This window comes from Olivibacter jilunii, from assembly GCF_900607235.1.
GTDB classification, from domain to species: Bacteria; Bacteroidota; Bacteroidia; order Sphingobacteriales; family Sphingobacteriaceae; genus Olivibacter; species Olivibacter oleidegradans.
This window is the reverse complement of sequence record NZ_LR027852.1, coordinates 181406-196909: the sequence shown is the minus strand read 5'-3', so window position 1 is coordinate 196909 and position 15504 is coordinate 181406. Positions and strand designations below refer to the sequence as shown.

13 protein-coding genes are annotated in these 15504 nt (G+C 40.9%); 10 read left to right on the top strand and 3 right to left on the bottom strand.

Going from position 1 to position 15504, the window contains the following annotated elements; translation table 11 throughout:
* Nucleotides 1–147: 147 nt before the first annotated feature.
* The 9 genes from E0E36_RS17040 (at nucleotide 148) to E0E36_RS17000 (ending at nucleotide 11228) form a co-directional block, all read left to right on the top strand.
* The gene (locus tag E0E36_RS17040; protein ID WP_130856974.1) at nucleotides 148–1002 is read left to right on the top strand and encodes an SPFH domain-containing protein; all 855 of its coding nucleotides are present in this window, start codon (nucleotides 148–150) and stop codon (nucleotides 1000–1002) included.
* Between the two features lie 31 nt (nucleotides 1003–1033).
* A complete protein-coding gene (locus E0E36_RS17035; protein WP_013665751.1) occupies nucleotides 1034–1219 on the top strand; it encodes a type II toxin-antitoxin system antitoxin in 186 nt (61 codons plus the stop codon).
* A 50-nt stretch (nucleotides 1220–1269) separates the two neighbouring features.
* A complete protein-coding gene (locus tag E0E36_RS17030; RefSeq protein WP_130856972.1) occupies nucleotides 1270–2451 on the top strand; it encodes an acetyl-CoA C-acyltransferase in 1182 nt (393 codons plus the stop codon).
* A 23-nt stretch (nucleotides 2452–2474) separates the two neighbouring features.
* On the top strand, nucleotides 2475–3320 hold the full coding sequence (locus tag E0E36_RS17025; protein WP_130856970.1) for a hypothetical protein: 846 nt from the start codon (nucleotides 2475–2477) through the stop codon (nucleotides 3318–3320).
* Nucleotides 3321–3520: 200 nt separating this feature from the next.
* Entirely contained in the window at nucleotides 3521–5698 is a 2178-nt protein-coding gene (locus E0E36_RS17020; RefSeq protein ID WP_130856969.1) for a S9 family peptidase, read from the top strand.
* A gap of 191 nt (nucleotides 5699–5889) precedes the next feature.
* A complete protein-coding gene (locus tag E0E36_RS17015; protein ID WP_130856968.1) occupies nucleotides 5890–7599 on the top strand; it encodes a peptide MFS transporter in 1710 nt (569 codons plus the stop codon).
* A gap of 131 nt (nucleotides 7600–7730) precedes the next feature.
* On the top strand, nucleotides 7731–8462 hold the full coding sequence (locus tag E0E36_RS17010) for a polyprenol monophosphomannose synthase (RefSeq protein WP_130856966.1): 732 nt from the start codon (nucleotides 7731–7733) through the stop codon (nucleotides 8460–8462).
* Between the two features lie 111 nt (nucleotides 8463–8573).
* Nucleotides 8574–9596 carry a Holliday junction branch migration DNA helicase RuvB gene (ruvB, locus tag E0E36_RS17005; protein WP_130856965.1) on the top strand — a complete coding sequence of 341 codons (1023 nt, stop codon included), beginning with the start codon at nucleotides 8574–8576 and terminating at the stop codon, nucleotides 9594–9596.
* Nucleotides 9597–9713: 117 nt separating this feature from the next.
* Nucleotides 9714–11228 (top strand): carbon-nitrogen hydrolase family protein, encoded by a 1515-nt coding sequence (locus E0E36_RS17000; RefSeq protein ID WP_130856963.1) that lies wholly within the window; start codon nucleotides 9714–9716, stop codon nucleotides 11226–11228.
* A gap of 28 nt (nucleotides 11229–11256) precedes the next feature.
* On the opposite strand, the gene E0E36_RS16995 is transcribed toward E0E36_RS17000, so the two are convergent.
* Entirely contained in the window at nucleotides 11257–11850 is a 594-nt protein-coding gene (locus E0E36_RS16995) for a hypothetical protein (protein WP_130856961.1), read from the bottom strand.
* A 62-nt stretch (nucleotides 11851–11912) separates the two neighbouring features.
* Between E0E36_RS16995 and E0E36_RS16990 the strand changes: the two genes are divergently transcribed.
* Complete coding sequence (locus tag E0E36_RS16990; RefSeq protein WP_130856959.1) at nucleotides 11913–13535, top strand: ABC-F family ATP-binding cassette domain-containing protein; 1623 nt, start codon at nucleotides 11913–11915, stop codon at nucleotides 13533–13535.
* Nucleotides 13536–13575: 40 nt separating this feature from the next.
* Here E0E36_RS16990 and E0E36_RS16985 read toward each other — a convergent pair whose 3' ends face one another.
* Complete coding sequence (locus E0E36_RS16985; protein WP_013665741.1) at nucleotides 13576–14235, bottom strand: TetR/AcrR family transcriptional regulator; 660 nt, start codon at nucleotides 14233–14235, stop codon at nucleotides 13576–13578.
* Between the two features lie 25 nt (nucleotides 14236–14260).
* Entirely contained in the window at nucleotides 14261–15268 is a 1008-nt protein-coding gene (gene holA / locus E0E36_RS16980) for a DNA polymerase III subunit delta (RefSeq protein WP_013665740.1), read from the bottom strand.
* Between the last annotated feature and the right edge of the window lie 236 nt (nucleotides 15269–15504).

Genomic DNA, 15504 nt, shown 5'->3' with positions numbered 1-15504 from the left:
CACAAGACATTTAACAAGAGACTTATATTAACGAAGGTTTTTTTTGGTCTATTCTTATGAATATTTTATCCTGTTAACGCGAGCTCTTTTTTGATTTTATCATTTTGTTTTGATATCATTGTGATATCATTATAAAATATGAAAATCATGAAAGAAGAAAAATCTACTACTGCGGTATCAGGCTATATAGCTATTGTTGTGCTTTTGATTATTGCAATTGCGATCTTTGCCGGCGGCGTGTACAATAACACTTGGATGGTTGCTCTTGGCATTCCGATTTCGTTGGCAATCCTTAAAGGTCTTACGGTTATTAATCCGAACGACTCAAACGTGCTGATTCTCTTCGGAGATTATATCGGAACAGTGAAAAAGGAAGGTTTCTTTTGGATCAATCCGTTTGCGGTCAGGAAGAGAGTATCACTAAAAGCGCGCAACCTAAACGGGCATAAAATGAAAGTAAATGATAAATTGGGAAATCCGATAGAAATAGCAGCCGTTACAGTATGGATGGTAAAAGATACCGCAAAAGCGTTATTTGCAGTTGACGATTACATTCAGTACGTTCAAGTGCAAAGCGAAGCTGCAGTACGACATTTGGCCAATTTATTTGCATATGATAACTTTGAAGACGAAGAGGCAACTATCACGCTAAAAGATGGCGCACAACAGGTTAGCCAAATGCTCGAAAGAGAACTTAACGAACGACTGGAAAGGGCCGGTATAGACGTTATCGAAGCAAGGATAACACACTTGGCTTATGCGCCCGAAATAGCCAGTGCCATGCTACAAAGACAACAGGCTACCGCAGTGGTAGCTGCTCGAAAGCAAATCGTAGAGGGCGCTGTAGGAATGGTTGAAATGGCATTGGAAAGATTATCTGCTAAAGATATCGTGCAACTTGATGAGGAACGTAAAGCAGCCATGGTGAGCAATCTACTGGTTGTATTATGTGGAGAGAAGAGCGTTTCTCCGGTAGTCAATACCGGAACACTTTATAATTAAAAGTAGCGAGACATTCGCCAACTGATGTATTATGGGAGATAAAAAGGCATTTGCTTTACGAATCAATTCGGATATGCTGAAAGAATTAGAAGCTTGGGCCGCCGACGAATTTCGAAGCACCAATGGTCAAATCGAGTATATATTACACGAAGCACTCCGCACGCGGAAAAAAATGCGGCGAAAAACCAATGATACCAATAAAAGTTCGGATGACTAGCAAAAAATTTAGATTTTGACTATCTTGTCTTCATAACCAATACATTCCACATGACAAACGAAGTATACATTGTTTCTGCTGCTCGAACGCCTATTGGTAGTTTCGGAGGCAGTCTTGCCGGCTTTACAGCTACACAATTGGGGGGACTTGCCGTAAAAGAAGCGGTAAAAAGAGCCTCCCTATTAGCCGACGACATACAGGAAGCTTATATCGGTAATGTATTATCAGCCAATCTAGGGCAGGCTCCGGCTACCCAGGTCATTAAATTGGCTGGACTGGGAAATATTCCTGCAACAACGGTCAACAAAGTCTGTGCATCCGGAACAAAAGCAGTAATGCTCGCTGCTCAGAACATAGCTTTAGGTCATCAAGATATCATCATTGCCGGCGGTACAGAGAGCATGAGCAATGTACCTTATTATCTAGATAAAGCTCGAACAGGGTATCGATTAGGCCATCAACAGGCAATTGATGGCTTGATCAGAGATGGTCTGTGGGATGTGTATAATGATTACCATATGGGGTCAGCGGCCGAATTATGTGCTTCTTCTTGTAAAATTTCCCGAGAAGAACAGGATCAATATGCTATTAGTTCTTATAAACGAGCTCAAAAAGCTGAACGGAATGGCAAGTTCAAACAGGAGATCATACCTCTTGAGGTAACCGATAAAAAAGGAAATTCAACAACTATTGACACCGATGAAGAAATAAACAATGTTTTTTTTGACAAGATTCCTTCATTAAAACCCGTTTTTCAGAAGGAAGGCACCGTTACGGCAGCCAATGCCTCTACACTAAACGATGGCGCTGCGGCACTGGTGCTCATGAGCAAAGCAAAGGCCGAACAGCTTGGTGTTAAACCGCTGGCCCGTATTTTAGGCTATGCGGACGCACAGCAAGATCCGGAATGGTTTACTACCGCCCCGGCACAGGCAATTCCACTAGCTTTAGAACGAGCCGGGGTATCGGCAAAGGAAGTTGATTATTATGAGATTAATGAAGCCTTTTCTGTGGTATCGATCGCAAACAATCAGCTTCTTCAACTTGATCCCGAAAAGGTTAATATTTATGGAGGTGCTGTGTCGCTCGGGCACCCACTGGGTGCCTCCGGTGCCCGTATTTTGGTAACACTGCTATCAGTTCTGCGACAGGAAGACGGAGACCTCGGCGTTGTAGGAATTTGTAATGGCGGAGGCGGTGCGAGTGCACTCGTAATTGAACGATTGTCATAATAGTAAAGCTTGAAATTGAAAATATGCAACTAAATGCTAAACGGGCACCGCTACTTTTATTTTTTATATCAATCATTTACATATCAGGTCTAAGGGCTCAAACGATCGAAGTCAATCATGTGTTACTCGATAGCTTGAACCACTTGGGTTACAAAATGTATAACGAAACCAACGAACCGGAGCGTTTGCAAGCCAATTACATATTCATTAAAACCTTAGTCCAATACTTAAAAAGTCCGCATTCGATCGACGATACCAACCTGGATACCTTAAAGATGATAGCCATTCGAAGAGAGCCGAAAAACAATTTCCGCATTTTTTCATGGCATATCCGATTAAATGACGGCTCCTATAGATATTACGGAGCAATCCAATGGCGAACAAAAGATGGATCGCTCAGTTTAAAGGCACTCGTTGACAGATCTCCTCTTATAGATAAACCGGAGGAAGCCTCTCTAGACAATAACAATTGGTACGGGGCCCAATATTATGATATAATTCCCATGAAGGGTTTACCTCAGCATTACCTACTATTGGGTTGGCGCGGCACAACACCTAAGGTGACACAGAAAGTAATTGATGTACTTCATCTTACTGAATCTTCCGTTGCATTTGGTAAGAAAATTTTCAAAGACCCTGCATTTGCTACGGCCTCCCGGTTGATTTATAGTTATAATGCCCGTGCTACGATGTTAATGAAGTACGAAAAGGACAAAGATCGGATCGTAATGGATCACCTAGCACCAGCCACACCATCCTTGAAGGGGCAATTTGAGCACTATGGCCCTGACATGAGCTACGATGCATGGAAGATCAAAACCGATTACCTGATATTGGAAGAGGACTTACCACTGAAGAATGAAAACTAAGCGTTCTTTAAGCGCTTTGCATTGGTATAAATTCAACAATGCTATTACAATAATTAGATTTCCTATGATATTTTGTAATTTAGACGCCATGTTTGCTGTCTCATTAAAACAATATCTATTAATAACACCGCTATAGCAAAGAACTCAGAATAGCATACTAAACCTTGCAAAGACAAATTACATATTTATAATACCATAAAATGAAACTACCTTTAATCATATTGATGCTTATGGGAAGTACAGCGCTTGCCCAATCTCCTAAAAACATAACACTTGAGGATATTTTTCAGAAGGGCACCTTTGATACCAAAACGGTGAGCGGCTTACGTTCACTTCGAGATGGAAAAACATATGTATCGATAGAAAGCAATCCGGAAACTAAAATCGCTTATGTAGCCAAAAGCAACTACCGCGACGGTAAAATTGTCGAAGCGATCTATACCGAAAAGGATATTATATTTAAAGGCAAAAAGCTGCCACTCAGTACAGATTTTAATCAGGATGAAACGAAAGTGCTTATTGCTGCCGATAGTGAACCGATTTATCGCCGATCATCAAAAGCCAATTACTATGTTTTTGATCTAGCTTCAAAGAAAATTACGGAAGTGTCTTCAAAAGGAAAACAGCAGTTTGCCACTTTTTCACCGGATGGTAGTAAAGTAGCCTTTGTACGTGATAATAATATTTTTATTAAAGACCTGCTTAACCTACAAGAAGTGCAAATCACCCAAGATGGGGCTTCCAACAAGATAATAAACGGTGGGGCTGACTGGGTGTATGAAGAAGAGTTTGCTTTTGCAAAGGCCTTTTTCTGGAGTTCTGACAGCAAAAAAATTGCTTATTATAAATTCAATGAAACCGAGGTGCCGGTATACTCGATGACGATATTCGAGCAATTGTATCCACGCGAGTATCAATATAAATATCCAAAAGCAGGAGAGAAAAATTCGCTTGTAAGCATACATTGTTATCAATTGGCAGATGGGAAGACAACACGCATTGAAGTTGGGAATGAGCAAAACCAGTATATTCCTCGCATAAAATGGACGCAAAACCCAAATTTGCTTTGCGTGTTGCGCATGAATCGGCACCAAAATAAGCTCGACTACCTATTTGCGGATGTAACCACCGGCACTTCGAAAGTGGTACTCACGGAGGAAAACAAATACTATATTAATGTCAATGACGACCTCACTTTCCTACAAAATGGCAAGCAATTCTTATTAACAAGCGAACACGACGGGTACAACCATCTTTATCTTTATGATATGGACGGAAACAAGATACGTCAAATAACGGCAGGCGCATGGCTTGTTACCAAATTATATGGTGTCAACGAAAAAACCGGAACCGCTTATTATCAATCGACCGAAAAATCACCTCTTCAGCGTGATATTTACGCCATTGATGTAACCGGTAAAAACAAAAAACAACTTAGTAACTCCCCAGGCACCAATAGTGCCACCTTTAGTACCGATTTTAGTTATTATATTCTAAATCATTCCGATACCCATTCGCCCGCCTATATCACATTAAATGACAAGGATGGCCGTCTTGTACGTGTGTTGGAAGATAATAAGAAAGCCAAACAAATCGCTGACCAATACGGCATAAAAGGTTCGGAGTTCTTTCAATTTTCAACCGCAAATGGCATCAACTTAAATGGCTATCTCGTTAAGCCGGTTGATTTTGATCCAAGTAAAAAATATCCGGTCCTAATGTATGTCTATGGCGGCCCGGGGAGCCAAAATGTAACCGATTCCTGGACCGGATCCAGAAGTTTATGGTTCTATTACTTAGCACAAAAAGGCTACATTGTGGCCTGTATAGATAATCGGGGAACCGGTTTCAGAGGTGAAGAATTTCAGAAATCAACCTATCTCAATTTAGGCAGACTTGAAACGGAAGACCAAATTGAAGGGGCGAAATGGTTATCCAAACAGCCTTATGTTGATCCTGAAAGAATCGGTATTTGGGGTTGGAGCTATGGTGGTTATATGGCATCGCTCTGTATTACCAGAGGTGCCGATATTTTCAAGCTCGCTATTGCGGTTGCCCCCGTCACTACCTGGCGCTATTATGACAGCATTTATACCGAACGATACCTACGTACCCCACAAGAAAATCCGCAAGGATATGACGACAACTCTCCTATCAATTACGCAGATCGTTTAAAGGGCAAATTCCTTTTGATCCACGGTACCGGTGATGACAATGTGCATTTTCAAAACAGCATTATGTTCTCCGAAGCGCTAATACAAGCTAATAAGCCCTTTGAACAAGCTTACTATCCTAATAAAAACCATGGAATTCACGGTGGCAACACCAGCATTCACCTATATAATAAAATGACTGATTTTATAATGAAAAACTTATAAATATAAGATCGAGATGGCGCAGGGTCGAAAGAATTTCTATTCTGTTTTTTTCCATTATTAGCAGATAAATTTTGTTATAATGAGGCGGTCTAGCTATCTTGCGCCATTTATTAAATACACTAAGGTCACACAAAAAACAAAAAACCAACATTGTAATAAGTTTAAAATCAACCTTTAAACAAATCAACAACATGAATCAAACGAAAACATTATCACAAGAACCACAATCAAACCAGCAAAGTCATCCCAAAGGACTTTATGTACTGTTCACCACGGAAATGTGGGAGCGCTTTAATTTTTACGGGATGCGGGCGTTACTTACATTATTTCTCGTTAACGCGCTTGCTTTTTCAGACAAAGATGCCTCAATTGTTTATGGCGGTTTTCTCGGTCTAAGTTATTTGACTCCCATGATTGGAGGCTATATTGCAGATCGTTATCTGGGAAACAGAAACTGTATCCTACTAGGTGGAGCAATTATGGGTATTGGCCAGTTGTGCCTATTCTTTAGCGGATCAGTCTATGCATCTAATCTCGATCTTGCAAAATTTGTGATGTGGACTGCTTTAGCTATTATTATCGTTGGAAATGGTTTTTTTAAACCCAATATTTCCTCGATGGTAGGCCAACTCTACAATAAAGGAGATAACAGGCTCGACTCCGCTTTCACCATTTTTTACATGGGTATCAATGTAGGCGCATTTCTCGGGATGTCTGTATGCCCTTTCCTGGGTGACGTTAAGGTGGGTGACGTGCGTGTGGTCGAAGCCTTTAAATGGGGATTTCTGGCGGCCGGCTTAGCGATGTTTTTGGGTACCGTTATGTTTTTTTTCCTGAAGAACAAATACGTAACGTCACCCGATGGAAAGCCTGTTGGTGCCAAACCTTCTTTTCATCCCGATCATAAGCAAGCGGAAGAAGAATCGGAAAAGGCAAAATTTACGACAGGCTCAATTGTGGCATCCCTGTTGGTATTGGTAGTTCTGTATATTATTTTTCACTTCCTTTCACTCGATCCAAATCCCATTAAAAGCTGGGTCTACCCTTTTATATACGCTTCGGCCTTAAGCTTAGCTTTTCTGATATTAACGGATAAAACCATTACCAAAATAGAGCGCGATCGTATTGTAGTGATGTACATCATCGCATTCTTCGTCATTTTCTTTTGGTCAGCTTTCGAACAAGCGGGCTCATCGCTAACCTTCGTTGCCGATAAACAGACTGATTTAAACTTCTTGGGCTATCAGCTTCCGCCTAGTTTTATTCAAAACGCCAATTCCATATTCATCATCATATTTGCCCTTCCTTTCAGCTGGCTTTGGCTAAAGTTGCAAAAACGTAATCTGGAGCCAATTTCTCCTGTTAAACAGGCTATCGGACTCTTGTTACTAGCCATTGGTTACTACATCATTGCCGTTCAAGTTGCCAAGATTGGATTGACCGGCAAGCTGGCTGTTCATTGGCTATTCATTATGTATTTATTCCATACACTAGGTGAATTGTGCCTCTCTCCAATCGGGTTATCGCTGGTTTCCAAGCTCGCACCTAAACGTTTCTCATCCCTACTGATGGGCGTGTGGTTTATAGGCAATGCAGCAGGTTACGCCCTAGCAGGTACTTTGGGAGCGTTGATTCCTCCTACAGGGGATAAATTCGAATTTGCCGCGTCTAAAGGGATTGACCTACAGGGAATATTGGACGGAGCCGTAAAACCGACGGCAGAGCAAGTGGCTATATTAGCGCAAGAGAAAATTGATATTGTTTACCCAACTTTTGTAGGCTTCACCGTTCATAATCTATATGAATTTTTCATGGTTTTCGTAACGCTTTCCGGCACAGCTGCACTTATACTGTTTCTTATTTCAGGAATTCTAAAAAAGATGATGCACGGTGTAAAATAATTGGAATGAGCTATCGGAAATAGGCTATCAGCAACAGAAACGAGACATTACTGAAATCTAATAGCCGAAAACTGATAGCTCATAATATTTCCTTATTTTCGTAATTTGAAAACCAAAACTGGAAAGAAGCCGTGTCAGACAGCATCGTTATCATACCCACTTACAACGAAAAGGAGAATATAGAAAGGATTATCCGCAAAGTGTTTTCGCTTTCTTTTCCTTATCACATTTTAGTTATTGACGATGGATCGCCTGATGGAACGGCTGATATTGTAAGGGGTTTACAAGCAGTGTTTAACGGTTCCCTACATTTAGAAGAGCGGAGAGGAAAGCTCGGGCTGGGTACGGCTTACATCCATGGATTTAATTGGTGTCTAGAAAGAGATTATCTGTATATATTCGAGATGGACGCTGATTTTTCACACAATCCGGATGACCTTATCCGCCTACGGCAGGCATGTATCGAAGGAGCCGACCTGGCCATTGGATCACGTTACATCAAAGGGGTAAACGTGGTAAACTGGCCTATGAAAAGGGTGTTAATATCTTATTTTGCTTCGGGGTACGTACGATTGATTACCGGGACCGACATTCGTGATGCCACCGCCGGTTTTGTGTGTTACAAACGCAAGGTACTCGAAACTATACCGCTCGACAAGATCAAATTTGTGGGCTATGCCTTCCAGATAGAAATGAAATTCACCACCTTGAAGTATGGGTTTAAAGTAGTGGAAGTTCCGATCATTTTTACGGATAGAACGGAAGGTACATCAAAAATGAGTACCAAAATCTTTCGGGAGGCCTTCTTCGGTGTTATACAGATGAAAGTTAACAGTTGGTTTAGAAAATACAACAGGCCCTAAAACCTCTAATTTTTTTAGTATTTTTGTTATCAGCAATCAGCTGTCAGTTATCGGCCACCGGCTTAAAGCAGACAGCTGATAACTAAAAACTGACGGCTAAAAGCTTCCAACATGAACGAACATTTAAATCCCAATGCAGAGCACCTCAGCAAGACGGAGAAAGAGGTAGAAAAGGTGTTGCGCCCCCAGGCATTTGAAGATTTTACCGGGCAACACAAAATATTGGAAAATTTACGGATTTTCGTTCAAGCAGCTAAACTTCGTGGCGAGGCGTTAGACCATGTACTCCTTCACGGCCCTCCCGGATTAGGAAAGACAACACTTTCACATATTATTGCGAATGAAATGGGCGTGGGCATTAAGATTACTTCCGGACCGGTATTAGATAAACCCGGTGATCTAGCTGGCCTACTTACCAATTTAGAAGTGGGTGATATCCTGTTCATTGATGAAATCCATCGCCTGAGCCCCTTAGTAGAAGAGTATCTTTATTCGGCGATGGAAGATTTCAAAATTGACATCATGCTCGAAACCGGACCGAATGCCCGGTCTGTGCAATTATCCCTCAGTCCTTTTACCCTTGTGGGGGCCACAACCCGATCAGGCTTGTTAACAGCGCCACTTCGCGCCCGCTTTGGCATTAATGCGCGTTTGCAATATTATGATGCCAAACTCTTAACAACCATCGTACTTCGGTCTGCCGGGATATTACGGACACCAATCAGCGAAGAAGGTGCCTATGAAATCGCCAGGAGAAGCCGTGGCACCCCACGGATTGCCAATGCCTTGCTACGAAGAACCCGTGACTTCGCCCAAATCAAGGGAAATGGCAATATCGATACGGAAATTGCCCAATACGCGCTCAACGCGCTCAATGTTGATGAGCATGGATTGGACGAAATGGATAATCGGATTTTATTGACCATAATCGATAAATTCAAAGGAGGGCCGGTAGGACTGAAAACCATCGCTACTGCAGTAGGAGAAGATGAAGGGACGATCGAAGAGGTATATGAACCTTTTCTTATTCAGGAGGGCTATATTATGCGAACTTCAAGAGGCCGCGAATGTACCGAACTGGCCTACAAGCATCTGGGAAAAGCAAACTATCCCAAAGGAAATACGTTATTTTAGCTAGTTGGAATGCAAGATATAAGTATCAAGACATAAGATAGTTATCAATGAGCCCTTCGGGGTTTTTACCATCCCTCCGGGAGGCAGGCTTTTGAATTTTTATTTTTTACTTTTCTAATGAACATCATCATAAGACCACTTGGACTTTCAGATTATAATGATTTAAAAACCTCTATGGTTGAAGCCTATCACGGCACAGCAGGCGGTATATGGCCCAAATCAAGCATCAAACATTTGTTGAGCATCTTTCCCGAAGGGCAATTGTGTGTCGAAGTGGACGACCATGTGGTTGCATGCGCTTTATCGATTATTGTCGATTCTGAAAAAACAGATAGAACGCATTCGTACGAAGAGATTACGGGCAAATACACGTTTAACACCCATGATCCTGAAGGCGATGTTTTATATGGTATCGAATTGTTTGTTCACCCGGACTATAGGGATTTACGTCTGGGCAGGCGCCTATATGATGCGAGAAAAGAACTTTGTGAACAGCTCAACCTGAAAAGCATCATTGCCGGCGGGCGGATTCCCAAATATCATGAGCATGCGGATACACTTACACCCAAACAGTATATTGAAAAGGTTAAACAAAAAGAACTCTATGACCCTACCCTAACCTTTCAGTTATCTAATGATTTTCACGTAAAAAAGATCCTAAAAAACTATCTTCCCGAAGACCGTGAATCATTGGAATATGCTACTTTACTTGAATGGAATAATATCTATTACGAACCGAAAACCAGTTCGATTTCACCTACCAAGCAAACCATTCGCTTAGGTCTTATCCAGTGGCAAATGCGCCTTTTTAATAATGTTGAGGCCTTTTACGATCAGATTGAATTTTTCGTGGATGTTGTTAGCGGATATGGTGCGGACTTTGCGCTTTTTCCGGAGTTTTTCAACACTCCCCTAATGGAGCCTTATAACCACTTACCCGAACGGGAGGCGATGCGCATGTTGGCCAAACACACTGAAGAAATCAAAGAGAAAATTCAGCGCTTGGCGGTTTCCTATAACGTAAATATTATCGCAGGATCTATGCCTTCTCTTTCGGCCAATGATCGTCTGTATAATACAACCTACTTATGTCATCGAAGCGGTAAAGTCGACGCCTACAACAAAGTCCATATTACACCTAACGAGCTCAAATATTACGGCATGTACGGTGGAGACAAAGTACAAGTATTTGATACAGACTGCGGTAAAATAGGCATTCAGATATGCTATGACGTCGAATTTCCTGAACTAAGCAGGATCATGGCCGATCAGGGGATGAAAATCCTATTTGTTCCGTTTTTAACCGACACACAAAATGGCTATACACGGGTAAGAAACTGCGCACAAGCACGGGCGATCGAAAACGAATGTTATGTGGCCATTGCCGGATCCGTTGGCAATTTACCAAAAGTGAACAATATGGACATACAATATGCGCAGTCGGCCGTCTTCACTCCGTCGGATTTTGCCTTCCCTACCAATGGCGTAAAAGCCGAAGCGACACCAAATGCAGAGATGGTTTTATTAACCGACGTGGATCTCTATGCACTAAAAGAACTGCATGAATACGGTACGGTAAAAACCATGAAGGATAGACGGACAGATTTATATAAGGTCAATCTACTGAAATAAGGATATCGAAAAAAGATCTTAGTTTTTTTCAAGATGCTTCCAGCAATTTCATCAGTAATTTTTTTCCTCTACTCTGCATCGCAGCGCTACCATCTTTTAAATAAAAAGTAATTTGCGCGTTTAGCTCATCTTTAATCCACGGAAATAAAGGAACGAGGTTATAAAGTATTTCGATGCAGTTGACCCTTACCGCAACCGGTGTTTCAGATTTGATCAGCCACTCGAATACACGCTCTACCACTTGTTCTTTATGTGTTGTTGTCAAGTGACTGAAAGCTTCTTTACGAATCGTTTTAGCTTTTCTATTGGTATAATTCATCAAAATCTTCGTAAAATGCCGCTGACAACTTGCATTATGTTGATGCGTAAGTTGCTCAATAAACTCGACTAATAAAGGGATAAATCGGTCAGGCGATTTGTTTTCGACAAATTCCAGTATCCAGGCCGCTCGAAAAGCAATGGCTTTCTGCGGATGATAACAAAGCGACAAGAGGTCGGACATGGTATAATGATCTGATATGGCGAGCTGTGCCAGTACTGTGGCTTTCATCTTCGACACATTTTTGGATATTTCCAACAGAAATTGTTCTTTCGTCATTCCGTGCAGCGATAATATTATCATAGAGTACACCTTTAAGCTTATCCTCTTCACATTACGCTTTCAATTCGCTATCTTTGCCCCCTATGATTAGTGTTTCAAATCTTTCTTTACGCTTTGGTAAACGCGTTTTATTTGACGAAGTTAATTTAAAATTTACACAGGGCAACTGTTACGGTATAATCGGCGCAAATGGTGCCGGCAAATCGACCTTTTTAAAAATTATTACCGGTGATGTAGATCCAACAACCGGATCTGTCAGTATCACGCCGGGAGAGCGTATGGCCGTTCTTAGTCAGAACCACTATGCTTTTGATGAATTTTCCGTTATAGAGACGGTTATGATGGGGCATAAAGAGCTCTACAACATCATGAAGGAAAAGGACGCCATTTATGCCAAGGAAGATTTTACCGATGCAGACGGAGAAAGAGCAGGCGAGCTGGAGAACTTATTTGCTGAAATGGATGGCTGGAGTGCCGAAAATAATGCCGCTACCCTACTTAGCAATCTAGGTATTTCAGAAGATCTACATTATAAACTGGTAAAGGATTTAGATGGTAACCAAAAAGTAAGGGTGCTATTGGCGCAGGCACTATTTGGAAATCCGGACATACTGGTATTGGACGAACCTACCAACGACTTAGATATCGATACAATCGCTTGGTTAGAAAACTTTTTGGCAGATTATCAAGGTTTAGTTTTAGTCGTATCGCACGACCGTCACTTTTTGGATGCAGTATGTACGCATATTGTCGATATTGATTTTAGTAAAATGACGATCTATACCGGTAACTATACTTTCTGGTATGAATCAAGTCAGCTGGCCTTAAAACAACGCGCAGAACAGAATAAAAAGCTGGAGGATAAAGTTAAAGAACTGCAGGAATTTATTCGCAGATTTAGTGCAAATGCTTCTAAATCAAAACAGGCAACAAGTAGAAAAAAGGCCTTGGATAAGATCAATTTAGATGAAATCAAGCCTTCTAGTCGAAAATACCCAGCCATTATGTTCAATGAAATGAACAGAGAACCAGGCGATCAAATTCTACAGGTAGAAAACTTAGGCAAGGTATCGAATGGTGAAGTCTTATTCGATAAGGTATCTTTTATGATGAACAAAGGTGATAAGATTGCCATATTATCCGAAAACAGCTTAGCAACTACCGCCTTCTACGAAGTACTTACCGGAAGGGATAAAGATTATAAAGGCGCGTTTAAATGGGGGGTCACCATCAGTACAGCTGATATTCCTATGGATAACGCTGCCTATTTTGAAGGGAAAAATGAAAACCTTATTGATTGGCTGAGGGAATACTCTTCAACAGATCAGGATGACCAATTTGTACGGGGCTTCCTTGGGAAAATGTTATTTAGTGGAGAAGAAGTGCTGAAAAAATGCTCCGTACTATCCGGAGGAGAAAAAATGCGTTGCATGTTCTCGCGAATGATGCTACAAAAGGCGAATTTTTTACTTTTTGACGAACCCACTAATCACCTCGACTTGGAGTCTATTACAGCTTTAAATAATGGGATGAAAGATTTCAGAGGACCGATACTATTTACTTCGCGCGACCATGAGTTAACACAAACGGTAGCCAACAGAATTATTGAACTGACCCCCAAAGGTGTTATTGATAAACTTATGTCCTATGATGAGTATATCAATAGTGAGGAAATAAAGAAGCAACGCGAAAGCATGTTGAAATAAATAAATAGGGTGTCCGAAAAACTTTCAGACACCCTTCTGTTTATTTTCTGTTTTTACATTTCTTAGCTTCGTCAAATGCCCAGCTACTAATTTTAGTCACAGCCTGTTTTATACGTTCCCGTCCTTCTAACGTATTCACATCAATTTCGCAAAAGGTGCTTCCGTTGTTTTTCGCATGTAGTACCAAATAATAAATACCGGCAACCTGTAGCGCAACAATTCCCCTTAAATCTACCGTTGTGTCACTGAATAATGGATCCGTTAACCGAAAAAGGTCACTGCCCAACTCTTCTCTGGCATTAGCGATTTCGCGCATTAACGAGCTTTGTTTACTGATTTCCCAAAGTACGATATTTTGCAGTTCGTCTGCTCCGAAAAAAAAATCGAGTTGCTGTGTCAACAAATTTGGCAAAGCCACTTGCCCAAAATCTTGCTGGAACGAATCTGCAACATTTATTTTATCAACAAAACTGACCCAATAATCTTTTTCCCGAACATATTTCTCCACCAAGTTGTCGACACTATCAAAATACCTATAAATCAATTTTTTGTTTACACCGGCTATTTGAGCGATCTTATTAACGCCCAAGCCTTGGTAGCCTTCCGTCCGTATTATTTGACCCACTGCACTTAAGAGCTTTAATTTAGTCCGCTCTCTATCCCTAATTTCTCCTTGCGGTCGTTTTCTTTCTTTTTTCATCTATTTATTTCTTGATGGAGCCTTATTAATGTAAAACCTTAAACATCATTTCCTTCAGCAAATCTTCGGCTTCGAGATTAAAGGCATCTACTCCCTTCGACTTTAAATCGTACTCCCGAAGATAGCCGATAATATGAAACAGTTTCATAATCGGATAATTCCGGGCTGCCAACTCATAATCTTTCACAAAAAAGGGATGAACCCCTAATTCTTTGGCAGCGCTTTGCTGGCTTTTATCAGGCAAATAATGAAATTTCAAGATTTTTGAAAAATAACCGTATAGCGATCCCATCACGACGGGAATCGGATTGGATTTCGGATTAGCAGAAAAATAATCGATGATCTGATTTACCTTTAAGACATCCTTTTTTCCCAGGGCGGTATTCAGTTCGAAAATATTAAAATCTTTACTTATCCCGATATTATTTTGAACGTCTGTAACACCTATTTCCCTATCCTTTGGCACATTGAGCATCATCTTGTCTAACTCATTTGCTACTTTCGAAAGCTCTGTACCTAAATATTCACCCATCATCGCTGCAGCTTGTGGATGGATCTTCATCCCACGCTCCTTTACATACTCATCAATCCAGGGTGCTAATTTATTATCATAAATCTTAGCGGATTCAAGCACAACCCCGCTCTTTTCAATGGCCTTATATATCTTTTTCCGCTTATCAAACTTGCTATATTTGTACGCAAAAGCTAATACGGTAGTTGTTAAAGGTTTCTCCACATAAGCTTGAAAAAACTCATCTGCCTTATCCCATTTTAAATTCTGAGCCTCTTTTATAATGACAACTTGATAGTCGCTCATCATCGGATATCGTTTAGCTGTATTCAAGATCGTAACCCAGTCTGTATCCTTTCCATATAGAATCGTTTGATTAAAACCCTTTTCAGCTTCACTCAGCACCTTATTCTCTAAAGCATGGACTATCAAGTCAATGTAGTATGCTTCTTCTCCATGCAAAAGATAAATCGGTTTCAGCTTTCTCTTATTGATATCGGCTAAAATGTTAGATGCACTCATATTCTTTTATTAATCTAATGGGCTAACAGGGAACTATCAATTAGCCTAGGTATAGGCTAGACCACGCTGCAAAATAACAATAATTTTTAAGGTTTGACAACTGTCAGCGGTAAGCTTTAAGCTATAAGCAGTAAGCTATAAGCATAGGCTTTTGCTACGGCCGCTGCGACTGCTATTAGTGAACAAGGGAACCTGTTAGCAGTGAACCTGTCATACTTCCTACTAACTACTAACTA